Origin of the sequence: Porifericola rhodea, assembly GCF_030506305.1 — a bacterium.
Taxonomy (GTDB): domain Bacteria; phylum Bacteroidota; class Bacteroidia; order Cytophagales; family Cyclobacteriaceae; genus Catalinimonas; species Catalinimonas rhodea.
In genome coordinates this window covers 2,140,547-2,164,022 of sequence record NZ_CP119421.1, presented here as the reverse complement: position 1 = coordinate 2,164,022, position 23,476 = coordinate 2,140,547, and the positions used below count along the sequence as shown (strand labels likewise).

Genomic DNA, 23,476 nt, shown 5'->3' with positions numbered 1-23,476 from the left:
ACTACAGTACATTCAATACCTGTTCCTTTATTTTTTCTAACTCTTCCTTCATGCCGACTACCGAACGCTGTATGCTGGCATCATTAGCCTTAGAGCCAATAGTATTAATTTCTCTACCCATCTCCTGAGAAATGAACCCAAGCTTTTTGCCATGTACATCCGGGCTGTGTAACACCTCTTTAAAATAATCCAGATGGTTGCTCAGGCGAACAATTTCTTCGTTTACGTCCAGCTTTTCTATATAATAGATAAGTTCCTGCTCAAATCGGTTTTGGTCTACGATATCCTTGGCAAAAGAGTCTTCCATTTGTGTTTGCAGCTTTTGCCTTAACCGCTGATCTCGTATAGGAGCCTGTTTTTTGACTTCTTCCAGTGCTATTTTAATGTTGGTAGCACATTGGCTAAAATCTTTCATTAATGCATCGCCCTCCTGAGATCTAAACTGGTTGCACTGCTGCAGAGCCTCTTCAATTACCTGTTTTACTACTTTCCAAACCTCTTGGTCGGCACTTTCCTGCACTATAGGCTGTAATACATCTGGAGACTGTACTGCCAAACGAAACAGATCCTGTTGTGGAGCATCTAATTCCCCTGCCGTTTGTTTATACAGCTGATAGTAAGCCTTTAAAAGCTCCTGATTAACTGAAGGTTCGCCACCGAGCTGTCCTTTTCCTCTGAAATCTACAGCTAGCGAAACTTTACCTCTCTGTAGTTTTTCAGAAATCAGCTGCCTTACTTCTATCTCACGCTCACCAAACAGGCGAGGAAGCTTAAGGTTGATGTCCAGATATTTAGAATTCAGGGTTTTTACCTCTACGGTAATATCAAAAGAGTCTGACTCTTGAGAAGCTTTACCATAGCCGGTCATTGACTTGATCATACAGTATGATAATAAGGTAATAATCTGATCTCTTGATTAGCTTAAAACTGCTAGTCAAGTGCAGATCGTTTCTTTGAATAAAAAATTTTGACTACAGCCATTTCCATATTGCTACAATAACAAAAACAGTAGTGCAACTGGTCTGCAATATAAAAGTTAAGAAAATTTGAATGTCAAAGGTAAATATAAAAGTAATAAAGCCAGTTTTTGCTAAAGTGCTACTTTACCTTTTTCTACAAAATTATGAAAATACTGCTGAGCACGCGCTAAAGCTTCTTCCAGATGATCATTAACCAGGGTAATATCAAAGTCTTTTTCGTACTGCAACTCTTCTTCGGCTTTGGCTATCCTCTGATTCAAACTCTCGGCTGACTCAGTATTTCTGGCAGTTAGCCGCTCTCTCAGCATATCTATAGAAGGCACCTTTACAAAAATAGCCAGAGCACGATCTCCAAAAAATTTCTTTAAGTTTATACCGCCCAGCACATCTACATCAAAAACTACATGCTTACCCTGTTGCCAGATTCTTTCTACTTCAGAAAGTAGGGTGCCATAATATTTGCCTTCGTATACCTCTTCCCACTCTACAAAAGCATTATCTTCAATTTTGGATTTAAATTCAGCAGGGCTCATAAAATAATAATCCCGACCATGGACCTCGTTAGGGCGCTGTGATCGGGTACATGCTGAAATAGAAAAGCTCAGGCTCGGATTAAGTGCTAATAAATGTTTTACGATAGTAGTTTTGCCCGAACCTGATGGGGCTGAAAAGATAAAGGCCTTTCCTTCTTGCATTTAGGAAGCTTGTTTTATTCGGTCTCTTATGCTCGTTAGTAATTCTTCAGGAGCTGGCAAACTACCTAATTTCTGTTTAATGGCCAATCGGAAAGCGGTTTCTTTCTCATAGCAATCTAACACCTCCGGCCAGTGTTTCACATGGTTATGAAAGAAATCCACATCTTCTGTCGTAGCTTCACGGTCTAGTACCAGAGGCAAGAGCTCCATGCAACGCTTGTACTGTGGACTTTCTCTAGATAAGGTTTCCATATTAGCAAGGTTAAAAATTTTTACAAAATTCGGTTGAATATGATTAAAAAATAAAAAAATTAATAGCCCATAGAATCAGCGTACGACTTGAGCTTGTCTTTTAAAAGGTTTCTAGCCCGGTGCAACCTAGACCTTACTGTACCTATGGGTATATCTAAAATTTTGGCCATCTCCTCATAAGTAAATCCTTCCAGGTCACAAAGGATGATTACTGTTCTGAAATCTACCGCAAGGGAGTTAAGCGCCGTAGATACCTCATCACCTATCATGTCCTGCACTGTTTCTACGCGCAGGTCTGTAGTGATGCTCTCATCAACACCTTCAGAATTATAGTAAGTTTCTACCTCCTGATAATCTACCTTAGAGGGTTGCTTACTCTTTTTTCTGAAATCGTTAATGAAGCTGTTTTTTAAAATCCGAAACAACCATGCTTTCGCGTTAGTTCCTCGCTGAAACGAATCAATAAAGCGAAACGCCTTCAGATAGGTCTCCTGCACTAAATCTTTGGCATCATCCTCATCGTAAGTAAGGCGGTAAGCAAAGTTATACATTGAATCTATCTGGGGCAGAAATTCGTTATCAAATATCTCTACCTTCTCCCGCTCACTATAGCGCGGGCGTTGCTCTTCGGAACTCTGCACATCTTCCTGCTGGTTGTCAGCATTGGAGTTTTGTGTATTATTTTCCTGGTCAACTTTTTTATATTCTTGATTATCAGCCATAATGCTAATTGTTTTTTTCTTTCAAAATCAACGGGCACCGAAGCAGTTATAGTATCCATTTACAGTACCAGATAAACATTAAACTTTTGTAAATGAATAAAGTTATAGCAAATCTTAATATCTTCGTGCCAATTGGCGTAACCTATATATTTACGTAAAAAAAACAGTATAGATATCGAATAATCGAACTTATGTTACAAAGAGTACAATCAATCTTTCTTCTGGGAGTAGGTATTTGCATGGGGCTTATGCTCATATTTGATATATGGCAGGAAACAGACCTGGAAGAAGGCAAACAAGCCGTTTTAAATGCTTATTATTTGACTGTTACTGCTGCTACCGATGGAGAAAACACGCAAACCACTACTGAGCAGGGTACCTGGGTGATTGCTATCTTTGCCGTTCTGGCCACCATTACTGCTTTCTACGAAATTTTCAGATATGATAACCGCCTCACCCAAATTAAGTTAGGCGCACTTAATAGTTTATTTATGGGAGCCGCTCTGGGTCTTTCTGTTTGGTACAGTTTTGAGGGTGAAAAAATTATAGATCAGACAGCCAGAGGCAGTTACGATATCGGTTTTATTTTTCCCTGCGTAGCATTACTGCTTAATGTAATGGCTAATCGCTTTATCCGTCGCGACGAAAAACTAGTTCGCTCGGTAGACCGTCTTCGTTAAAATTTTTATCCTTGTGGCATGGAGCCTAGACCCTATGTATTTGTAGAAACTAATGATATAATATACCACACACGATTAAAAGGGCTGGACTTTAGTAATGACTGGCTTGACATTCGTGAAAATGGGCAAATTACACTACTAGGCTCTAACCCCAAATGCCAGGGCTACGCCTGGGATGGGTGCTCTCCCAAGTTTTTCTTCTGGGATATATATGTAGGCACACCCGATGGCATTGTAGACCTCTTTTCCGCTAAACCCAAAACATATTACGCCTCTCTTATCCACGATGCCCTTTATCAGTTCCGGCATGAGTATAAGGGTCAAGTATCACGCAAAACCACCGACCTAATTTTTTTGGATGAGCTACAGCTTAATAAGTTCGCTTTGAGCCTACTCTATTATAGGATAGTCCGTTGGTTTGGCTGGATTTACTGGAATGATCTCATGCGAAGCCTACCTCAACTCAAGTATATCTTTCTGTTGTTTGCCCTATTGCTCTTATGGCTGCTTTTTTCTCTACTTAATTTAGGGATACATGCAGTATTTCAGTTCTTTACTGCCTGGTTTTAGTCTTACTAATTGTCATAATCCACTAAAGCTGGAATGCCAGTTTCTTTGATTAGTCTGCCAAGCTGTCAGCCTAAGCGGGATATGTCTGCCTATTTTAGGGATGGAACAAAGTTTGGTCATTCCAAAAAAGATAACTAATAAAAGCCACAACAATATGGTAGAAGAAAAAGGTACGATATCGATTAATACCGAGAATATATTTCCCATTATTAAGAAATATCTGTACTCGGATCATGAGATTTTTTTAAGAGAGCTGGTTTCTAATGCAGTAGATGCTACTCAGAAGCTTCGCAGTCTGGCCGCCATGGGCGAGTACAAACAAGACCTGGACGACCAGAAGATTAAAGTTTCTATTGATAAGGACAAGAAAACCATTACCATAAGCGATAGAGGTATTGGTATGACTGCCGAAGAGGTAAAAAAATACATTAACCAGATCGCTTTCTCCGGAGCTACCGAATTTGTAGAAAAGTATAAAGATAAAGGTGAAGATAAGCAGATCATCGGGCACTTTGGCCTTGGGTTTTACTCCGCTTTTATGGTTTCTGACCAGGTAGAGATCTACACCAAATCTTATCAGGAAGAAACTGAAGCCGTACACTGGACCTGCGATGGAAGTACCGAGTTTCAGATAGAGACCGCCGACAAAAAAGAAAATGGTACTGACATTATTCTGCATGTCAATAGCGACTCAGAAGAGTTTTTAGAAAATGCTCGTCTACAGGGTATTCTGGATAAATACTGCAAGTTTTTGCCGGTAGAGATCGAGTTTGATGAAAAAGTAATCAACAACCCTAATCCTCTCTGGACCAAAGCTCCAGCTGATCTTACAGATGAAGATTACCTGAAGTTTTATAAAGAGCTTTATCCTTTCGCTGAAGATCCTTTATTCTGGATTCACCTTAATGTAGATTATCCTTTTAACCTGACAGGAATACTATACTTCCCCAAGGTTAAAAACGAACTGGAGCTTAATCGCAACAAAATTCAGCTATTCTCTCGTCAGGTTTTTATTACCGACGAAGTTAAAGATGTAGTTCCTGAGTTTTTGATGTTGCTCCACGGCGTTATTGACTCTCCCGATATTCCGCTTAACGTATCGCGTAGCTACCTCCAGTCTGATAGTAACGTTAAAAAGATTAACAACCATATTACCAAGAAGGTAGCCGATAAGCTTCAAGAGTTATTTAAGAAAGACCGTAAGGCTTACGAAGAGAAATTTGATAACATCGGCCTCTTTGTAAAATACGGAATGATCTCCGAGGATAAGTTCTATGACAAAGCGGTAAAGTTTGCGCTCCTCAAAAATACCGAAGGCGAGTTCTACACTCTAGATGAGTACAAAGAGAAAATCGCAGCTAACCAGACTGATAAAAACGGTAGCTTGACTTATTTATATACCAACGATACAAATAAGCAGCATGCTTTTATAGAGTCGGCTAAAAATAAGTCTTACGACGTACTGGAGCTTGATGGCCCCCTGGATAGTCACTTTATCAATATGCTGGAGCAGAAGCTGGAAAAAACCACACTCAAACGAGTAGATGCAGACACTGCGGATAAGTTGGTAGAGAAGGATGAAAAGATTGAGAGCGTACTTTCTGAAAAAGATCAGGAGACCGTAAAAGGGATTTTTGAAAAAGCCATTAATAATCAGGCAATGACTGTGACAGTAGAATCTATGTCTCCTGAGGAGATGCCGGTTGTTATTACACTACCTGAGTTTATGCGCCGAATGAAAGATATGGCTGCTATGGGTGGTAGCATGGCCATGATGGGTAATATGCCAGACCAGTACTCTGTAGCTATAAATGGCAACCACCCCTTGGTAAATAAAATACTTAAAGCAGAAGATGAGGCTAAGCAGGAGGAAATTGCCAAGCAGGCCATTGACCTGGCCAAGCTTTCGCAGAATATGCTGAGCGGGGCTGAGCTAACCCACTTTATCAAGCGTAGCCTGAATGTAATGGCTGAATAGACTGCTTTAGTTTTAAGATGTAAAAGCCTGCCTTTTGGTAGGCTTTTTTTTGTGGTTTAAACTACAAAATAAAGTTGGAAACCTATCAATCATAGCTAGACTACTCTGGTTCACCTGTGTATAACTTGTTAAAAATCAGACACTAAATATATTGTTATGCACGAGCAACCCAATAATGCAGAAGCAGCTATTAAGCTTAGAGAAAAGATAGAAAAAGTAAATATTGCCATGCTCACCACCGAAGAAAAAGATGGCAGCTTACGCTCTCGCCCCATGCATACCACTAAAGTAGATTCCAGCGGTATACTTTGGTTTTTTACCAGCAACCAGTCTGATAAGCCAGACGTTATAGAACAGAAGAGTAAACTTATCTTATTCAAACCCTGAAAAGGACACTTATGTCTCAGTGTCGGGCAGAGCGGAAATAGTAGAAGATAAAGCTAAAATGCACCATCTGTGGAGCCCTTTTATGAAAGCCTGGTTTGCTCAGGGCCTGGAAAATCCAGACATCTGCCTGATAAAAATTACTATTGAATAAGCAGAGTATTAGGATGTTACTTCCAACAAAATGGTACAGCTATACGCTTTGGCCAAAGCTATGGTAACCGGAAAATCCGCTAGGGAAGTTGTGGGGAATAACGAAAAACTTAACGTACGATAAATTAAAGAAAAAAAACTGAGTCCTTATCAGAACCTCAAAAGATGTTTCTGCTAAGGACTTTTTTATAGCCTACGATATATTTGCTGCAGATACCGCTTCTTTCTGCTTTTTCAGGTTTAGCAGCATATCCTCAGTCATAGCTTGCAGATCAAACTCCGGCTTCCAGCCCCAGTCCTCTTGAGCCTGCTGGTCGTCTATGCTATTAGGCCAGCTATCTGCGATTTTTTGACGAAAATCAGGCTCATATACTGCATCAAAGTCAGACATACTTTTCTGGATGACTTCAGTAATATCTCTTGGAGAGCAGCTAAAACCTGCCAGATTGTAGCTTGAGCGCACGCTTATACCATCTTCTTCCGCCTGCATCAGCTCTATGGTAGCGCGTACAGCATCAGGCATATACATCAGCGGCAGCACCGTATCTTCTTTTAAGAAACAATGGTACACTTCGCCTTCCAATGCCTTATGGTAAATTTCTACCGCAAAATCTGTAGTTCCACCTCCCGGAAGCGCTTTGTAACCAATAAGTCCCGGATAACGAATGCTACGTACGTCAACGCCAAATTTTTGCGCATAGTAGGCACATAGTCTTTCTCCGGAAAGCTTACTAATGCCGTACATGGTAGTAGGAGAGGTAATTGTCTCCTGAGGGGTGTTTTGTTTGGGTGTAGTAGTACCAAATACGGCAATAGAGCTGGGCCAAAAGATTTTTTTCACCTTACCATCACGAGCGAGTTCAAGCACGTGCATTAACCCATCAATATTTACTTGCCAGGTTAGCATAGGGTTCTGCTCTCCTTTTGCCGAAAGTATGGCAGCCAAAAGATAGACATCTGTAATTTCGTGTTTTTCAACTAAAGCCGTAAGCCGTTCTTTATCCAGTATATTGAGGGGTTCAAAGAGGGCATGCTGCTGTTTGGGAGGATGGATATCAGATGTTATTACCTGTTCGTAACCGTATTGCTCCTGTAGTGCCAGGGTAAGCTCTGTTCCTAGCTGTCCATTTGCACCGATCACCAAAATTTTTGTTTGCTCTGTCATTCTTCATTTGCCCCGCAGGCATTTTCTTACTTAAGGTTCAGTATTGGAGATTTTGTAAACAATATTTAATGAACCACTTATTTTTGAGTGCAAAAATATGAAATTTGCAAAACCTGAGTCTACAGACTCACAAAATATATTTATAACATAACGATACTTTAGCTATATAGTTAGTTAAGCATAATTCAAATACCATACCTTATGTACGAAACCCTAAAACCTGCCTTAGAAAAAGAACTGGCCGAGATAAAAGAGGCTGGTCTATATAAAAACGAGCGAGTAATTACTACGCCTCAAGGTGCTGTAATTAAGACTACCAGCGGAAAAGAAGTAATTAACTTCTGCGCCAACAACTATCTGGGGCTTTCTGCTCACCCTAAAGTTATAGAAGCGGCCAAAGCAAGTATTGATACCCACGGTTATGGTATGTCTTCGGTAAGATTTATTTGCGGAACACAAGACATCCATAAAACACTTGAACAAAAGATTTCTGACTTTCTGGGAATGGAAGATACCATTCTTTATGCGGCCGCTTTTGACGCCAACGGAGGCGTATTTGAGCCATTACTGGGCCCCGAAGATGCCATTATCTCCGATGCACTTAACCATGCTTCAATTATAGATGGAGTAAGACTATGCAAGGCGCAACGCTACCGCTACAAGCATAACGATATGCAGGATCTTGAAGAAAAGCTAAAAGAAGCGGAGGGAGCACGTCATCGTATTATTGTTACCGATGGAGTGTTTTCTATGGATGGCACCATTGCTCAGCTAGATAAAATCTGCGACCTGGCCGATAAATATAAAGCTCTAGTAATGTCCGACGAGTGCCACTCTACCGGGTTTATGGGCAAAACTGGTAGAGGCGTACATGAGCATCATGATGTTATGGGTAGAGTAGATATTATTACCGGCACTTTAGGCAAAGCTCTGGGAGGAGCAAGTGGAGGCTTTACCAGCGCTCGCAAAGAAATTGTAGATATACTGCGCCAACGCTCACGCCCCTATCTTTTTTCAAATACCCTGGCTCCTTCTATAACTGGTGCTTCCATTGCTGTGATTGACCTGCTTTCTGAGACTACCGAGCTCAGAGATAAACTAGAAGAAAATACCAGCTATTTTCGCGAGCACATGACGGCTGCTGGGTTTGATATTAAACCAGGCACCCATGCTATTGTACCAATTATGCTTTATGATGCACCCTTAGCCCAACAGTTTGCCGAGCGCCTGCTAGAGAAAGGAATTTATGTTATTGGCTTTTACTATCCGGTAGTCCCAAAAGGCCAGGCACGTATTCGTGTTCAGATATCCGCAGTACATGAAAAAGAGCATCTGGATACCGCTATTGCTGCTTTCAAAGAAATTGGGCAAGAATTAGGCGTATTATCTTAATACTCTCAAAACATATTTTTCACCTCCTCTTCAAAATCATTGATGTAAATGATAGCGATGAGGGGGTGTTTTTAATTTACTCTTTATATGCCTTCTCGCCTGCCTCTACAGGAAATGCTAAGATATTCTCTTTAGGCGGCAACGGACAACTGTAAGTGGGGTTATAAGCGCAATAGGGGTTATAAGCTTTGTTAAAATCCAGCTTTATACTTTTACTACCAGTACGCGCAGGCATTTCTATGTCCATATACCTACCCCCACCATAAGTCTCACCTCCACTGGTAGCATCAGCAAAAGGCACAAAAAGTTTAGTTTGCGAATCAAAAGGTTGCAATACCAATAGGCGAGCCTGTTGCCCTTCTATTTCAAAATCCGCATAAGCATAACGGATGTACTTCTCTTCCTCGCCAGTAGAGGTAGGCATTTTCAGCAGCTTTTTGTTCTGTATAGGTGTAAGGCGAGCTCTTACTTTGTACGCAGGTTTTGGCTCAAAAAAACGAAGCCCTTTATACGTGATATCTTCTGGAGCAAAAGGAGACTCATCAGAAGATTGCATAAAACGTTCTGTTCTTTCTCTTTCTTCTACTATCCGTTCTATATACTCTTCTTCCGTTTCGCCCCCTTGCAAAGTGTAAAGCACACTAATGCCAATAACTACAATAACAATAACTGGAATAATCTTTTTCATAACCCACATTAGTAATCATTTTCCACTAAACAAAAATCTTTTTTGTCTACATGAAGGGCGATAAAGTTAGGAGCAAAAAAAGATAAGACAATACACAGGCTCAGAAATCTTCAGCGATCATAACATACCTTCATCGGCAAAGCTGTAATATGCATGGTCTGTAAAAATAAGATGATCTAAAACCGGAAGGTCCAGACTTTTACCCGCTTCTTTTAACTTTCGGGTAAGCTGTAGATCTGCCTGGCTGGGTGTCAGATTTCCGGAAGGGTGGTTATGCACCAGAATGATAGAACTGGCCAGCTTGTCCAGAGCTTTTTTAAAGATAACTTTGGGGTCTGCTACAGTACCAGAAACCCCACCTTCGCTAATTAACTCAGGTTTAATAACCAAATTGGCTCTATTCAGCAGAATGATCCAGAACTGCTCTACTGCCTGATCCATGAGATAAGGCTGCACTACCCGATAAGCATCTTCGGAGCAGGTAATTTTTTCTCTTTTGAGTGGTTCTACTTCTTTGCGGCGGCGGCCTAGTTCCAGGGCACTCACAATGCTAATGGCTTTAGCTTCGCCTATGCCATCAAATTTTTGCAAATCGCTCACTGTGAGTTTTGCCAGCTCATGAAGGTTATAGTTTACACTGGCCAGAATTTCTTTGCTGAGGTCTACTGCGCTTTTGTTGCGGGTTCCTGAGCCAATCAGGATAGCAATTAGCTCAGCATCTGTAAGAGCTGTTCTGCCCCTGGTGAGCAGCTTTTCGCGAGGACGATCTTCCTCAGCCCAACTCAGTATTCCTTTTTCGCGGAAGGCGTATCGGTTTGCCATAAGCTACACAATTTTGAGAGCCCAAAGCAAACAAAAAAGCCTTACACTAAGAAAGCGTAAGGCCTTGTAATATATTGATGTAAGAATTTACGCAAGTTCATTCACATGCTTAGCAAGCTTAGCTTTTTTGTGAGCTGCGTTGTTCTTATGAATAATGTTCTTTTTCGCTAGTTTGTCCAGCATAGAAGATACCTTTTTGTAAAGCTCTTCTGCCTCAGCTTTGTCCGTGGTATTTCTTAACCTTTTAACAAAAGTACGGGTAGTCTTCAACTGATAACGGTTTCTCTCACGTCTAGTTTCAGTAGAACGAATACGTTTTAATGCAGATTTATGATTTGCCATCGCTAAAATATTTCTTTACTGTCCTAACAGGAATTATCGCTCTTGGGTTTAAAGAACTGCAAAGATATAGCTATTTGTCAGAAAATCAAAAATTAACATAAAAGACTCAAAGAATTTTTAACACCCATCATAACTACAAGCGCGTTTTTTGCCACGGCTTTAATATTTACGATTTTTTGCTGCAAAAATGAACAAGAAGCTTATTCATATTAGTTGTAAAGAAATCATTAGCTTTGCAGTCTGATTGATTTAGCAGTGCAAAACAGAAAGCCTGATCAGAGGCTTTATTAGATGCTGATTTTTTTACAACTATGCACTAAATTAAGAGCTTCATCTCTGAAGCTTGTTCCTGCCTTTCTTTATGATTAAGAGAGACTTATTGATAAATTGCACGGGAAAACCTGATACTTTATGAATTTTCTGGACAGCTTGAACGAACCGCAGCGGAATGGGGTCACCCATACAGAAGGGCCAACGATGATTATTGCCGGTGCGGGTTCCGGTAAAACTAGGGTACTTACCTATCGTATTGCCTACCTTATCAAAGAAAAAAACGTAGATCCTTTTAATATTCTAGCGCTCACCTTTACCAATAAAGCGGCCAAAGAAATGCGCGATCGTATAGAGAGTGTAGTAGGCACTGAAGCCCGAAACCTGTGGATGGGGACTTTCCACTCTATATTTGCCCGTATCTTAAGAGCCGAAGCCAGCAAAATTGGCTATCAGAGTAACTTTACTATTTATGATACGGATGACTCCAAGTCTCTTATCAAAAATATACTTAAAGAGCTGAAGCTAGATGACAAGGTATACAAGCCAGGAATGGTGCTTAACCGAATTTCGAGCTCCAAGAACCGCCTAATCTCTTGGAAAGAATATAATAACAACCCTATGATTAAGTCAGAAGACGAAAGCGCTGCCAAGCCTCATATGGGTAAAATTTACAAAACTTATGTAGAGCGCTGTTTTAAGTCCGATGCTATGGACTTTGACGACCTTCTCTTTAATACCAATGTACTATTTAGAGAACACCCTGATGTACTTAATAAGTACCAGCATCGCTTCCACTATGTGTTGGTAGATGAGTTTCAGGATACTAACTTCTCTCAGTACCTTATTACAAAAAAGCTGGCGGCGGTGCGTCGTAATATTTGTGTAGTAGGAGATGACGCCCAAAGTATTTACGCTTTTAGAGGAGCAGATATTCAAAACATCCTCAACTTTGAGAAAGACTTTCCTGACCTAAATGTATTTAAGCTGGAACAAAATTACCGCTCTACTAAAAATATAATTGAGGCTGCTAACTCCGTCATTCGTAAAAATAAATCACAGCTCAAAAAAAATATCTGGACGGCCAACGATGAGGGAAAGCTAGTAGAAGTAATAAAAGCCACCTCTGACCAGGAAGAAGGACGCCTGGTAGCTTACTCCATTTTTGAAGAAAAGAATAATACACACGCCCGCTATAGCGACTTTGCTATTTTGTATCGTACCAACAGCCAGTCGCGAGCGATAGAAGAAGCTTTGAGAAAGCGAAACATCAAATATAAAATTATTGGAGGCCTCTCCTTCTACCAGCGCCGGGAGATCAAAGATATTATTGCGTACATGCGTTTTGTGGTTAACCAGAGCGATGAGCAGGCTTTTCGTAGAATAGTCAATCTGCCCAAACGTGGTATAGGAGCCGCTACCGTAGACAAGGTGGTCGTTACTGCTTATGAGCATGACATGCCCATCTGGGATGTTCTTAAAAATGCCCATCAGTTCTTTAGTGGACGTACTGCTAATGCGCTGGTTTCTTTTAAAGATATGATGAAGGGCTTTATGCTTATGGCTGAAAAAACAGATGCTTTTGAGGCAGCCTCGCATATTGCCAAAGGTTCTGGTTTGCTCAGAGAGCTTTACGAAGACAAAACCATAGAAGGGCTTAACCGCTATGAAAACGTACAGGAGTTGCTAAACGCCATCAAGGAGTTTGTGGATAACCCCGAAGCCGAAGACAAAAGTATGGGAGCATTTCTTCAGGAAGTAGCGCTACTTACCTCTGTAGATCAGTCGGGAGAAGATGATGAAGACCAGGTAACACTGATGACCATACACATGGCTAAAGGGCTTGAGTTCCCTCATGTATATGTGGTAGGTATGGAAGAGGACCTATTCCCCTCCCAAATGATGCTAAGCAGCCGTACAGATCTGGAAGAAGAGCGCCGCTTGTTTTATGTAGCAATTACCCGATCTATGCACAGATTGGTGCTTTCTTACGCACTTTCTCGCTACCGCTTTGGTAGGTTGAAAAATTGTGAGCCCAGTCGTTTTCTGGAAGAAATAGACCCAACTTATGTAATGATTAACAAAGCAATGGGTACACGCTCAGTAGTAGGAGATACCGATCATGCCAGAGTATTACTCAAAAGTATTAAAAGAGATCGCAGCCGAAAGCCCACGGTAAATACCAGCAAGTCTTCTTACAAGCCCTCTCCTGACTTTGCTCCCAGCGACACCAGTCAGTTAGCTGCGGGAATGAAGGTGGAACACCCCAAGTTTGGTTTTGGCATTGTTAAAAACCTGGATCAGGAAGGCTCAAACCGAAAAGCCAAGGTAGATTTCAATGATGTAGGAGAAAAAACGCTATTGCTTAGCTTTGCCAAGCTTAAAATTCACGATGAATAACATATATTATCAAAAAAACCAATAAAAGATGTTTGAATACAATACGAGTAAGTCTAACGTCATTCTGAAAGAATACGGCAGAAACGTACAAAAGCTGGCGGAACATATTATGACGATTGAAGACAAAGATAAGCGTACTCGCTATGCTACTACTTTAATAGAACTGATGCGCCAGCTTAACCCTAGCGTAAGAGAAAACAACGAGACAACCCAGAAGCTTTGGGATGACCTCTTTATCATGACGAATTTTGAGCTAGATGTAGACGCTCCCTTCCCCATGCCGGAAGTAGATATTCTTACCAAAAAACCAAAAAGGCTATCTTATAATACAGATCCTGTTACATATAAACATTATGGCAAGAATATTGAAAAGCTGATAGACAAAGCTATCGCTGCCGAAACTGAGGAGGAGCGTAAGGGAGCTATCATCTATCTGGGTAAGCTTATGAAAGGGTTTTATCAAACCTGGAATAAAGAAAATGTAGATGATGCTGTGATTATTAAAAACATCAAGGAAATATCAGGTGGTAAACTAGATATATCTACCGAAGATGTTAAAAACAATAATCTTTTTGAGTCGCAGAAGCCAAACCGCAGTTCTAAAGGCAGAAGAAGCTCCGGAAGCAACAACAGACGAAAAAAATAAAGAATGGCGAGTTTTAAGATTGAAGGAGGACACAAACTCCAGGGAGAAATTATACCACAAGGTGCCAAAAATGAAGCACTACAAATTTTATGTGCCGTCCTGCTTACTCCCGAGCAGGTAACTATTCACAAAATACCCAACATCCGCGATGTGATGAAGCTGATTGACCTGCTTCGTTCCATGGGTGTGGAGGTTGAAAAAGCCGGTGAAGAGTCTTACTCCTTCAAAGCCGCCAATATTAATCTGGATTATCTGGAAACTCCTGAGTTTTCTAAGCAGGCTACCGCACTGCGAGGCTCTATTATGATACTCGGGCCATTATTAGCACGTTTTGGCAAAGGTAGAATTCCTATGCCTGGAGGTGACAAAATTGGTCGCCGCCGGCTGGATACTCACTTCATCGGATTACAAAAGCTTGGAGCTCAATTCCAGTACGATGCTGCTAATAAGTATTATAGCGTAGAAGCCAAGCAGTTGCAAGGCGCATATATGCTGCTTGATGAGGCAAGCGTAACAGGCACTGCCAATATTGTAATGGCAGCAGTTATGGCTAAAGGCAAAACCACCATATACAATGCAGCCTGCGAACCCTATCTACAGCAACTCTGTGCCATGCTTAATCGTATGGGAGCTAAGATTTCGGGAGTAGGCTCTAACCTTTTACACATAGAAGGAGTAGAAAGCCTGGGTGGTACTGAACATACGATGTTGCCCGATATGATTGAAATTGGCAGCTTTATTGGAATGGCTGCCATGACAAATTCTGATATCGTAATTAAAGATGCCCGGGTAGATATGCTAGGCATTATCCCTGATACCTTCCGTAAGCTCGGAATCAATTTTGATATTGAGGGTGACGATATCCACGTATATGATAATGAAACTTATGAGATAGAGACTTTTATTGATGGCTCTATCATGACAATAGCTGATGCCATCTGGCCCGGCCTTACTCCTGACTTGTTGAGTATCATACTCGTAGTAGCAACACAAGCAAAAGGTACAGTTCTTATACACCAGAAAATGTTTGAAAGCCGTCTCTTCTTTGTAGATAAGCTTTTAGATATGGGCGCGCAGGTAATTTTATGTGATCCGCATCGTGCCACAGTAATTGGCCTGGACAGAAAGCAGGCATTAAGAGGCATATCTATGACTTCACCCGATATACGTGCCGGCGTAGCCTTGCTCATCGCTGCCATGTCTGCCGAAGGTAAAAGTACAATTTTTAATGTAGAGCAGATAGACAGAGGCTATCAGTATATAGACAAAAGATTAAGAGCACTTGGTGCTAAGATTGAAAGAAATGATTAGATAAGAAGGAGCATTAAGCTCCTTTTTTTATTCCATAGGTTTGATGTCCCTAATCATTAGTTGAAGGCTGGTATTACCATTGTAATGGTTTTCTTCTACATTATAAGCCATCTGAAAAGGCTTGCCTTCCAGCACTATTTCATAGTAATGTGCCATTCCAAAGCCAATAGCATTATACACTTTCTGGCTACCCTCCTGCCTAACACTAAACTTCAGGTGCTGCTCCTTTAATATTTGCGGGTACCCATATACCATCAGATAGTCGCTCATAAAAATAGGCCGCATATTCCCTGGCCCAAATGGTGCAAATTGCTTTACTACGTTATAGAATTTAGGCGTAATATCTGATAGATTAATTTTAGTATCTATGTTTACCAGAGGGATTAGCTGATCATCGCTAATTGACTGGGCTACTGTCTCTTCAAATTTTTGCTGAAACAGCGGCACATTTTCTACAGGCATGGTAAGCCCCGCCGCATATTTATGCCCCCCAAATTGCTCTAGCAAATCTGAACAGGCTTCTATAGCGGCATATACATCGTAACCATCTACCGAGCGAGCAGAGCCCGACGCCTTACCGTGTGACTCTGTAAGAATAACGGTAGGGCGGTAGTATTTTTCTATGCAACGAGACGCAACAATTCCTACAACTCCTTTATGCCAGTCATTTTTAAAAAGCACTGTAGTTTTAGCCTGAAGCAGTTTTTCTTCCTGCTCTATCATCTCCAGAGCTTCCTGCGTCATATGGGTATCGTATCCGCGTCTTTCGGTGTTCTGCACATTAAGCTCGTTAGCCATTTTAAGTGCCTGCTCATCCGTTTCTGCAAGCAACAGTTGTACAGCAGCTTTTGCATGCTCCATACGTCCAGCAGCATTAATACGCGGAGCAAAACCAAAAACAATATTCTCGATATTGATATCATTGCGTAGGCCTGCAAGCTGAGCCAGGGCTTTAAGACCAGGACGAGCCGCCTCATTAAGCCTCTGCAAACCAAAATAACTAAGAATTCTGTTTTCGCCATTAATAGGCACAATATCAGCAGCTATGGCAACAGCCACCAAGTCTAGCCATTCAGCAAGTTTTTTCTGATGGTTTTTTAGCCTGATACACAGGCCATGCAAAAGTTTGAAGCCTACACCACAACCGCAAAGCTCTTTAAAGGGATAGCTACAACCTACCTGCTTAGGGTTAAGAATTGCATGAGCAGGAGGCAGTTGATCGCCTGGGCGGTGATGATCGCAAATGATAAAATCTATATTCTTTTTCCGGGCCTCATTGATCAGGCCTACAGCACGTATGCCACAATCCAGCGAAATAATAAGGGAAAAATCATTTTCAGCAGCATATTGTATACCCTCTTCAGAGATACCATAACCTTCTTTATAGCGATCAGGAATGTAATACTCTATAGGTTCATATATAGTTTGCAAAAACCCATAGGCTAATGCTACAGAAGTGGTACCATCCACATCATAATCCCCATAGATCAGGATTTTCTCATTCCTCTCCATAGCCAAAATCAGCCTGTTTACTGCATGCTCCATATCCTTCATCAGGAAAGGATCATGCAACATTTTCAGGTTTGGCCTGAAAAAAGTTTTTGCTTCATCAAAATTGTCCACTCCCCGCTGTATTAGCAGATTAGCCAATGCAGGATTCACATTGATCTCTTTTGCTAATTTCTGGACAGCTTCATCTTCTGCTGAGTCCTGATATACCCACCGCTTCTCCATTACAGCCCTACTTTTGAAAATTTATTGTTTTGTAAAATCGAAAGTGTATTCTAAAGTAAAGTCCTGAATCTCTACACCTGAAATCTCAAAGTTAAAATCCCCCAGACTTTCTACCTCCTCTTGGCTTATAGTAAGAACAAGTGAAAGAGCTTCGTTGCTTAACTCTTCTACCGAAAACACTATATTCTGGACATTAGTCTCATCAACAGATACATTTAACTCCTGCTCATTTGATTGTAAGGCCCACGTTTCACCTTCCAGTAGGTCAGAGACACCATTATCAAAACCTAGAGTATTGTCTTCGTTAAAAGTGACTGTTGAATTTTGAGGAAAGAGGTCTTCTGCAGCAGCGTTGAGAATTTGCTCATATTCACTAATCTGGTCTTCAGAAAAGATGCTTTTAATATTGTCTTTATTAAAAACTATTGAGCCTACACTAATACTATAATTTGTAAGGTCGCTTTGCTGAATAGCCCAGGTGCCTGTAAGCATCTCTTTTCTAGAAGGAGTATCTTCATCTTCGCTACAAGACTGAAAGAGGAATAAGCTACATAGCATCATGTATATGATAGGGGCAGGAAGTAGTCTCATGTCTTAGGTAGAGGTTTGTTTGATTTGATTTTATAAAGATGACGAACCTTGTGCAATAATACAACACAAAAAAAGCGTATGCCAATAGTTGACATACGCTCTCAGAATGGATTTTTCTATAAGAACTGCTATTCGCTGCTCTGATTACTGCGCAAATCTTCAAGCACATCTTTGATAGGCACACGTGTACCATCGCGGTAAGGAACAATCCACGCATCTTCTACGCCCATAGCTCTCAAATACTTTTTAAACTTGTCAGCCTCCCAGTAATCTCTAAAGTTACCAAGCGTATAAATCTGAAGTCCCTGCTCATCTGTTTCACCATTAAAATTTTCACTGGTGTCCAGATACTGCTCCAGGTTTTTGTCACGGTAAGCTCCAATTTGCACTCTAAATATCAAGCCTTCGTCGTAGGCATTGGATAGAGGCACATTCTGCTCTACTTCAGGCTTTGCTTCAAGAGCAGCTTTAGCTTCATTGAGCTGCTTCTCCAGGCGACGCGTCTGATCTTTCAGCTGCCGAATTTCAGAGTCTTTGCTTTCTGACTGATTTTTAAGTGAAGTAACTTCACTTTGCAGCTCAGAGGCCTGTCTTTTAAACTCTTCCTGCTGTTCTCGCATTTTATCGAAATCAGCCGGATTCATTTTCTTAAGTTCTTTCAGTTTGCGCTTTTGCTCTTTCTTAAGACGTTTTCTTTCTTTCTTAGACAGCTCCTGAGCTTGTACCACTTCAGGCACTGCAGTCATCGTAAAGAGAAAAAGCGCTACAATCCATAGATACTTCATGGTAATAATTGTATGTTGATAGTAGCACTTAGCTTATTAGCGAAGTTTTACTTCAAACTTCCTACCATATTTTCCGGCACTACCCATTCATCAAACTGTTCGTTGGTAAGTAATCCGGAAGAAATTGCTGCTTCGCGTAAGGTTGTTCCTTCTTCGTAAGCTTTCTTGGCAATTTTTGCGGCGTTTTCGTAGCCTATGTGTGTATTTAAGGCCGTTACCAGCATAAGAGAGTTTTCCAGGTTTTTCTTAATAACTTCGGTATTGGGCTCTATACCCACTGCGCAATTATCGTTGAAAGATTCACAGGCATCACCCAGCAGGCGAGCTGAGTTTAGCAAGTTATAAATCATCATAGGCTTAAATACGTTGAGCTCAAACTGCCCATTCATACCACCTACACTTACTGCGGCATCATTACCCACTACCTGGGCACATACCATGGTTAGCGCTTCGCACTGGGTAGGGTTCACTTTACCTGGCATAATAGATGAGCCCGGTTCATTAGCAGGAATTAGTATCTCTCCGATACCACAACGAGGGCCAGAAGCCAGCATACGTATATCGTTGCCTATTTTCATTAAGCTTACAGCCAACTGTTTTAGCGCTCCTGAGCTTTCTACTACTGCATCATGAGCAGCTAATGCTTCAAATTTATTTGGTGCTGTAACAAAAGGATGTCCGGCATATTTAGCAATTTTTTCGGCTACCAGCTTAGCATACCCCTTAGGTGTATTGAGGCCTGTTCCTACGGCTGTTCCCCCTAGCGCAAGTTCAGAAAGGTGAGGCAAAGTATTTTTAATAGCACGGATTGCATGATCCAACTGGGCTACATAACCGCTAAACTCATGGCTAAGCTTAAGAGGTGTTGCATCCATAAAGTGAGTACGCCCTATTTTAACAATATCACCAAAAGAAGCCACCTTTTCATTTAGTGTATTTCTTAGTTTTTCTATCTTAGGTAGGGTTTGCTCTACAATCATACTATAGGCAGCAATGTGCATAGCTGTAGGAAAGGTGTCATTGGAAGATTGCGACTTGTTGACATCGTCATTGGGGTGCACTTTCTTTTTGGCATCGGTAAGTTCGCCACCCATAAGCACATGCGCTCGGTTAGCTACTACTTCATTCACATTCATATTGCTTTGGGTACCCGAACCAGTCTGCCATACAACCAGCGGAAACTGCTCATCATGTGCGCCTGCCAAAATCTCATCACAAACTTTGGCAATCATTTCATACTTTTCCTTTTCCAGTACGCCAAGCTCATAATTGGTTTCAGCTGCCGACTTTTTAAGTATTGCAAAAGCATGGATAATTTCCATGGGCATTTGCATAGCGCTACCTCCAATCTTAAAGTTTTCTCTTGAGCGTTGTGTTTGCGCTCCCCAGTATTTGTCAGCGGGCACTTGTATCTCGCCCATCGTATCTTTTTCTATTCTGTATTCCATGTGTAATAGTGCTTGAAAGGATAAAAAATTTCGGTTTTTAGGTTTCTAGCAAATTTATAAAAATTATTCAGTGTTGCACCCTGGCCGTATTTTCAGCTTGGCTTATAATAAAATTCAGGGACGTTAGCCCATTTATACTCCAAACTATCTACTGATATACTAACGGAATACTTACTATATTTGCCTATACATCCTCAAAATTAACCTATAGACGCACCAGAATATTTATTTTGGTGTTAGCCCTATACAATTTTTTTGATGAAGAGGCTAAAAACTATTTATGAAACCCAGAAGAAAATTTAATAAAGCAAAATCATCCCTAAAGGCTCCTGAGCATCCGCCTAAAAAAACTAATGCGGATGAACTTATCAGACTCAATAAGTATGTAGCCAATGCGGGCGTTTGCTCTCGGCGAGAAGCTGATACCCTAATTAGTGATGGCGAGATAAAGGTAAATGGTAAAGTGGTTACTGAACTTGGCACCAAGGTAAAGCTGAACGATAAAGTGGTATACAAGGGAAAAGTACTTAATCCAGAAAAGCTGGTGTATGTACTACTGAATAAGCCGAAGAACCATATAACTACAACTGACGATCCTGAGGAAAGAAAAACGGTGATGCAGTTAGTAGCTAATGCTTGCGAAGAACGCATCTATCCTGTAGGGCGACTAGACCGTAATACGACTGGTCTTTTAATCCTTACTAATGATGGTGAACTGGCTGACAAACTTGCGCACCCTTCTAATAATGTAAAAAAACTATATCAGGTAGATATAGACAAACCTATTACCGATGAGGATTTTTTGAAAATTCAGGATGGCTTAAAGCTAGAAGATGGTGTTGCTGAAGTAGACGAAATAGGTCTGGTAAATGAAACTCGTACCAGTCTTGGGCTTCAGATTCATATTGGAAGGAACAGAATTGTACGTAGAATTTTTGAGCACCTTGGCTATACAGTTGAGCGCCTTGATAGAGTAATGTATGCTGGCTTGACAAAAAAAGATCTACCCCGCGGACATTGGCGTTACTTAACTCCTCAAGAGGTACAGCAGCTAAAAAGATAGAATAATAGTATAGAAAGCAGAAAAATTTGGCGGAATAGTATTTTTTTTGAATATTAGCACCGTAGACAAAAAAAGAGGGCGCCTGTCTACAGCAAGCAGCCCCTTTTTATACACTACACAACCTAACCTAAAATTTTAATCTCTTTGCCAGATGTGAAGAGAAGAAAAGGAGCCATCTGTCTATTTGCAGATGACTTCTTTTTACACTACACAACCTAACCTATATTTTTATATTGTTAATTGCGAGTAGAATAAAGGAGGCAATCATCTCAACTCTTGTCCGGATCGCCTCTTTTAATATATACTACACAACCTAACCTATTTCTTATTGTTTAGTTTGCCAATCGGATTTTTTCACTTCTCCTTAATTCCTTTTTCTCTTTTCCATTTGACTTATTACAAAGTTAAGTGCTTGTCTAATATTTACCTCATATGGAATGATGGTTTACATACATATGTAATTTTACTTATCATCAGAAAAATACCTTCTTTCTATCATATAACTTATTTTATACGGGTTTTAACTATAACAATATCACCGTACTAAACATAGCCTTATTCCACTAAATTTATTCTTAATGAGTAGGTTTAGCTAAGTGTTAGATCCAGACGGGAAAATGCATTTTTTTGAACACAAACCATTTTTTGCGAACAATAGTTAAATTTCACCCTTAATAAGACGTAAATAATTGCGTTATTCAAAATAGTATGCTTGCATACTATTTTTATATTTACATATATTTGTCTAGTCTGGATACTAGATGAGAGGTTCTATATGAAATGCGTAACTTTTGATATGAAAGAAGAAAAAAACACAAAAAAAAAGCCTTTCCAAAATTTGGAAAGGCCTGTGGTGATGAGTGGGCTCGAACCACCGACTCACGGATTTTCAGTCCGATGCTCTACCAACTGAGCTACATCACCGTAACGAGGAGACAAAAGTAGAATAATTATTTTAGCAGCGCAATAGTAAAGCATAAAAAATTTAAAAAAATAGCATGATTGGTATAATTCAGCAGATAGCCTTTGTTCTGGTGCTTGCCATCGCCGGTTATTTTCTCTTTCAGAGAATTACCAGAATAAGAAAGAACATCCTATTGGGCAGAAGGGAAACGCATAATGATCATTCTTCTGAAAGATTTAAAAACATGATGCTAGTGGCCTTCGGACAGCAAAAAATGTTTAAGAAGATTATCCCTGCTTTCTTGCACTTTCTAATTTATGTGGGCTTTATAGTTATCAACTTAGAAGTATTAGAGTTTGTGCTTGATGGTATCTTTGGCACTCATCGCATTTTTGCTCCAACGCTTGGCAGCTTTTATACTATTCCTATCAATATCTTTGAATTTCTGGCAGTAGCTGTTATTATTTCTTGTGTAGCATTTCTGATACGCAGGAATTTGCTAAACATCAAACGCTTTCAGGCACGAGAGCTTACGAAATGGCCAAAGATGGATGCCAACATCATTTTGATAGTGGAGATTGTTCTCATGTTCGCTATCCTGACCATGAATGCCATCGACCAGATTTTACAAGACAGACCTGATACTCATTATCCTGAAACGGGGACTTTGTTTTTCAGCTCTCTACTCATTCCCTTATTTGAAGGTATGTCAACCTCTGCTTTAGTTATGATAGAAAGGTTTGCCTGGTGGTTTCATATTATTGGAATATTAGCTTTTGCTGTTTACGTTACGTATTCTAAACACCTACATATCTTCATGGCATTTCCTAACACATATTATGCACGTTTAACTCCCAAGGGCAAGATGGATAATATGCCTGCAGTTACTAAAGAGGTACAGATCATGTTAGGAGCGCAAACTGATACTGGTGATGGTGCGGATGAAGAAGTAGGCAGGTTTGGAGCCAAAGACATTAACGATCTTGACTGGAGAGATATTATGGGAGCATATGCCTGTACAGAGTGTGGGCGATGCACCGCAGAATGCCCGGCAAATCAAACAGGAAAAAAGCTTTCGCCACGCAAAATTATGATGGATACACGTGACCGTGCGGAAGAAGTAGGCTTCAGTTTGCAAAAAGGAGGCAAAGGCCTGGAGGATGGTAAGTCCTTACTGGACAATTATATCCAAAGGGAAGAAATTAACGCATGTACATCTTGTAATGCCTGTGTTGAGGCCTGCCCTATTAACATCAACCCGCTTTCTATTATTATGCAAACCCGAAGGTACGTAGCTATGGAAGAAGCTCAGTCTCCAGCTTCGTGGAATGCTATGTTCTCTAACATTGAAAACAATTTTGCCCCCTGGAAATTTGCTCCGACAGACCGTTTTAACTGGGCCAATGAGTTAAAAAGAGAAACAAGCAGTAACGAAAAAAATGCGCAGGAGTAAGTTCAGAGTTTTAAGAATTAATGAAGTAAGCTGTAATTGCTATAAACA

Annotated in this window: 21 protein-coding genes, 1 tRNA gene and 1 pseudogene; 10 read left to right on the top strand and 13 right to left on the bottom strand. The window is 40.6% G+C overall.

Annotated elements, in window-relative coordinates:
- Position 1 precedes the first annotated feature (1 nt).
- From PZB74_RS08935 to PZB74_RS08920, 4 genes are all read right to left on the bottom strand, one after another.
- Positions 2-880 carry a YicC/YloC family endoribonuclease gene (locus PZB74_RS08935; protein ID WP_302242237.1) on the bottom strand — a complete coding sequence of 293 codons (879 nt, stop codon included), beginning with the start codon at positions 878-880 and terminating at the stop codon, positions 2-4.
- Positions 881-1,090: 210 nt separating this feature from the next.
- Positions 1,091-1,675 carry a guanylate kinase gene (gene gmk / locus PZB74_RS08930; protein ID WP_302242236.1) on the bottom strand — a complete coding sequence of 195 codons (585 nt, stop codon included), beginning with the start codon at positions 1,673-1,675 and terminating at the stop codon, positions 1,091-1,093.
- Entirely contained in the window at positions 1,676-1,927 is a 252-nt protein-coding gene (locus PZB74_RS08925; RefSeq protein ID WP_302242235.1) for a hypothetical protein, read from the bottom strand.
- A 59-nt stretch (positions 1,928-1,986) separates the two neighbouring features.
- Entirely contained in the window at positions 1,987-2,649 is a 663-nt protein-coding gene (locus PZB74_RS08920; protein WP_302242234.1) for a sigma-70 family RNA polymerase sigma factor, read from the bottom strand.
- 191 nt (positions 2,650-2,840) lie between these two features.
- Here PZB74_RS08920 and PZB74_RS08915 point away from each other — a divergent pair, with 191 nt between their 5' ends.
- The 4 genes and pseudogenes from PZB74_RS08915 (at position 2,841) to PZB74_RS22610 (ending at position 6,415) form a co-directional block, all read left to right on the top strand.
- Positions 2,841-3,329 carry a DUF4293 domain-containing protein gene (locus PZB74_RS08915; protein ID WP_302242233.1) on the top strand — a complete coding sequence of 163 codons (489 nt, stop codon included), beginning with the start codon at positions 2,841-2,843 and terminating at the stop codon, positions 3,327-3,329.
- 18 nt (positions 3,330-3,347) lie between these two features.
- Complete coding sequence (locus tag PZB74_RS08910) at positions 3,348-3,899, top strand: hypothetical protein (RefSeq protein WP_302242232.1); 552 nt, start codon at positions 3,348-3,350, stop codon at positions 3,897-3,899.
- 154 nt (positions 3,900-4,053) lie between these two features.
- A complete protein-coding gene (gene htpG, locus PZB74_RS08905; RefSeq protein WP_302242231.1) occupies positions 4,054-5,877 on the top strand; it encodes a molecular chaperone HtpG in 1,824 nt (607 codons plus the stop codon).
- A gap of 156 nt (positions 5,878-6,033) precedes the next feature.
- Positions 6,034-6,415: pseudogene (locus PZB74_RS22610) on the top strand (pyridoxamine 5'-phosphate oxidase family protein).
- A 192-nt stretch (positions 6,416-6,607) separates the two neighbouring features.
- Here PZB74_RS22610 and PZB74_RS08890 read toward each other — a convergent pair.
- On the bottom strand, positions 6,608-7,579 hold the full coding sequence (locus tag PZB74_RS08890) for an NAD-dependent epimerase/dehydratase family protein (RefSeq protein ID WP_302242228.1): 972 nt from the start codon (positions 7,577-7,579) through the stop codon (positions 6,608-6,610).
- Between the two features lie 201 nt (positions 7,580-7,780).
- Between PZB74_RS08890 and kbl the strand changes: the two genes are divergently transcribed.
- Entirely contained in the window at positions 7,781-8,971 is a 1,191-nt protein-coding gene (gene kbl, locus PZB74_RS08885) for a glycine C-acetyltransferase (protein WP_302242227.1), read from the top strand.
- 76 nt (positions 8,972-9,047) lie between these two features.
- Here the strand turns inward: kbl and PZB74_RS08880 are convergent, their stop codons facing one another.
- The 3 genes from PZB74_RS08880 to rpsT all read right to left on the bottom strand — a co-directional run bounded on the left by PZB74_RS08880 (position 9,048) and on the right by rpsT (position 10,823).
- The gene (locus tag PZB74_RS08880) at positions 9,048-9,659 is read right to left on the bottom strand and encodes a DUF1684 domain-containing protein (protein ID WP_302242226.1); all 612 of its coding nucleotides are present in this window, start codon (positions 9,657-9,659) and stop codon (positions 9,048-9,050) included.
- A gap of 117 nt (positions 9,660-9,776) precedes the next feature.
- The gene (radC, locus tag PZB74_RS08875; protein WP_302242225.1) at positions 9,777-10,481 is read right to left on the bottom strand and encodes a RadC family protein; all 705 of its coding nucleotides are present in this window, start codon (positions 10,479-10,481) and stop codon (positions 9,777-9,779) included.
- Positions 10,482-10,568: 87 nt separating this feature from the next.
- Positions 10,569-10,823, bottom strand: a complete 255-nt coding sequence (rpsT, locus tag PZB74_RS08870; RefSeq protein ID WP_302242224.1) for a 30S ribosomal protein S20 — start codon at positions 10,821-10,823, stop codon at positions 10,569-10,571.
- Between the two features lie 411 nt (positions 10,824-11,234).
- Here rpsT and PZB74_RS08865 point away from each other — a divergent pair, with 411 nt between their 5' ends.
- The 3 genes from PZB74_RS08865 to murA are packed head-to-tail and all read left to right on the top strand — an operon-like array spanning position 11,235 to position 15,450.
- Complete coding sequence (locus PZB74_RS08865; protein WP_302242223.1) at positions 11,235-13,493, top strand: ATP-dependent helicase; 2,259 nt, start codon at positions 11,235-11,237, stop codon at positions 13,491-13,493.
- Between the two features lie 28 nt (positions 13,494-13,521).
- Positions 13,522-14,139, top strand: a complete 618-nt coding sequence (locus PZB74_RS08860; RefSeq protein WP_302242222.1) for a DUF4290 domain-containing protein — start codon at positions 13,522-13,524, stop codon at positions 14,137-14,139.
- 3 nt (positions 14,140-14,142) lie between these two features.
- The gene (gene murA, locus PZB74_RS08855; RefSeq protein ID WP_302242221.1) at positions 14,143-15,450 is read left to right on the top strand and encodes a UDP-N-acetylglucosamine 1-carboxyvinyltransferase; all 1,308 of its coding nucleotides are present in this window, start codon (positions 14,143-14,145) and stop codon (positions 15,448-15,450) included.
- A gap of 27 nt (positions 15,451-15,477) precedes the next feature.
- Here the strand turns inward: murA and recJ are convergent, their stop codons facing one another.
- The 4 genes from recJ to fumC all read right to left on the bottom strand — a co-directional run bounded on the left by recJ (position 15,478) and on the right by fumC (position 20,008).
- Positions 15,478-17,184 carry a single-stranded-DNA-specific exonuclease RecJ gene (gene recJ, locus PZB74_RS08850; RefSeq protein ID WP_302242220.1) on the bottom strand — a complete coding sequence of 569 codons (1,707 nt, stop codon included), beginning with the start codon at positions 17,182-17,184 and terminating at the stop codon, positions 15,478-15,480.
- A gap of 21 nt (positions 17,185-17,205) precedes the next feature.
- Positions 17,206-17,775 (bottom strand): hypothetical protein, encoded by a 570-nt coding sequence (locus tag PZB74_RS08845; RefSeq protein ID WP_302242219.1) that lies wholly within the window; start codon positions 17,773-17,775, stop codon positions 17,206-17,208.
- Positions 17,776-17,903: 128 nt separating this feature from the next.
- The gene (locus tag PZB74_RS08840; protein ID WP_302242218.1) at positions 17,904-18,560 is read right to left on the bottom strand and encodes an Ezrin/radixin/moesin family protein; all 657 of its coding nucleotides are present in this window, start codon (positions 18,558-18,560) and stop codon (positions 17,904-17,906) included.
- Between the two features lie 47 nt (positions 18,561-18,607).
- Positions 18,608-20,008 (bottom strand): class II fumarate hydratase, encoded by a 1,401-nt coding sequence (gene fumC, locus PZB74_RS08835; protein WP_302242217.1) that lies wholly within the window; start codon positions 20,006-20,008, stop codon positions 18,608-18,610.
- A gap of 280 nt (positions 20,009-20,288) precedes the next feature.
- Here fumC and PZB74_RS08830 point away from each other — a divergent pair, with 280 nt between their 5' ends.
- Positions 20,289-21,071 carry a pseudouridine synthase gene (locus tag PZB74_RS08830; protein ID WP_302242216.1) on the top strand — a complete coding sequence of 261 codons (783 nt, stop codon included), beginning with the start codon at positions 20,289-20,291 and terminating at the stop codon, positions 21,069-21,071.
- 851 nt (positions 21,072-21,922) lie between these two features.
- On the opposite strand, the gene PZB74_RS08825 is transcribed toward PZB74_RS08830, so the two are convergent.
- Positions 21,923-21,995 (bottom strand) — tRNA-Phe (locus PZB74_RS08825).
- Positions 21,996-22,072: 77 nt separating this feature from the next.
- On the opposite strand from PZB74_RS08825, the gene PZB74_RS08820 reads away from it, so the two are divergent.
- Positions 22,073-23,428: a 4Fe-4S dicluster domain-containing protein gene (locus tag PZB74_RS08820; RefSeq protein WP_302242778.1), complete on the top strand. Its 1,356-nt coding sequence runs from the start codon at positions 22,073-22,075 to the stop codon at positions 23,426-23,428.
- Positions 23,429-23,476: the final 48 nt, after the last annotated feature.

What these genes read in the sequence shown, in the direction of transcription:
- PZB74_RS08830 (WP_302242216.1), top strand. Translation starts at nt 20,289, where the DNA reads ATGAAACCCAGAAGAAAATTTAATAAAGCAAAATCATCCCTAAAGGCT.
- radC (WP_302242225.1), bottom strand. Translation starts at nt 10,481, where the DNA reads ATGGCAAACCGATACGCCTTCCGCGAAAAAGGAATACTGAGTTGGGCT.
- PZB74_RS08910 (WP_302242232.1), top strand. Translation starts at nt 3,348, where the DNA reads ATGGAGCCTAGACCCTATGTATTTGTAGAAACTAATGATATAATATAC.
- PZB74_RS08925 (WP_302242235.1), bottom strand. Translation starts at nt 1,927, where the DNA reads ATGGAAACCTTATCTAGAGAAAGTCCACAGTACAAGCGTTGCATGGAG.
- recJ (WP_302242220.1), bottom strand. Translation starts at nt 17,184, where the DNA reads ATGGAGAAGCGGTGGGTATATCAGGACTCAGCAGAAGATGAAGCTGTC.
- PZB74_RS08845 (WP_302242219.1), bottom strand. Translation starts at nt 17,775, where the DNA reads ATGAGACTACTTCCTGCCCCTATCATATACATGATGCTATGTAGCTTA.
- murA (WP_302242221.1), top strand. Translation starts at nt 14,143, where the DNA reads ATGGCGAGTTTTAAGATTGAAGGAGGACACAAACTCCAGGGAGAAATT.
- PZB74_RS08860 (WP_302242222.1), top strand. Translation starts at nt 13,522, where the DNA reads ATGTTTGAATACAATACGAGTAAGTCTAACGTCATTCTGAAAGAATAC.
- PZB74_RS08890 (WP_302242228.1), bottom strand. Translation starts at nt 7,579, where the DNA reads ATGACAGAGCAAACAAAAATTTTGGTGATCGGTGCAAATGGACAGCTA.
- PZB74_RS08840 (WP_302242218.1), bottom strand. Translation starts at nt 18,560, where the DNA reads ATGAAGTATCTATGGATTGTAGCGCTTTTTCTCTTTACGATGACTGCA.
- rpsT (WP_302242224.1), bottom strand. Translation starts at nt 10,823, where the DNA reads ATGGCAAATCATAAATCTGCATTAAAACGTATTCGTTCTACTGAAACT.
- PZB74_RS08880 (WP_302242226.1), bottom strand. Translation starts at nt 9,659, where the DNA reads ATGAAAAAGATTATTCCAGTTATTGTTATTGTAGTTATTGGCATTAGT.
- htpG (WP_302242231.1), top strand. Translation starts at nt 4,054, where the DNA reads ATGGTAGAAGAAAAAGGTACGATATCGATTAATACCGAGAATATATTT.
- gmk (WP_302242236.1), bottom strand. Translation starts at nt 1,675, where the DNA reads ATGCAAGAAGGAAAGGCCTTTATCTTTTCAGCCCCATCAGGTTCGGGC.
- PZB74_RS08920 (WP_302242234.1), bottom strand. Translation starts at nt 2,649, where the DNA reads ATGGCTGATAATCAAGAATATAAAAAAGTTGACCAGGAAAATAATACA.
- kbl (WP_302242227.1), top strand. Translation starts at nt 7,781, where the DNA reads ATGTACGAAACCCTAAAACCTGCCTTAGAAAAAGAACTGGCCGAGATA.
- PZB74_RS08915 (WP_302242233.1), top strand. Translation starts at nt 2,841, where the DNA reads ATGTTACAAAGAGTACAATCAATCTTTCTTCTGGGAGTAGGTATTTGC.
- PZB74_RS08935 (WP_302242237.1), bottom strand. Translation starts at nt 880, where the DNA reads ATGATCAAGTCAATGACCGGCTATGGTAAAGCTTCTCAAGAGTCAGAC.
- fumC (WP_302242217.1), bottom strand. Translation starts at nt 20,008, where the DNA reads ATGGAATACAGAATAGAAAAAGATACGATGGGCGAGATACAAGTGCCC.
- PZB74_RS08865 (WP_302242223.1), top strand. Translation starts at nt 11,235, where the DNA reads ATGAATTTTCTGGACAGCTTGAACGAACCGCAGCGGAATGGGGTCACC.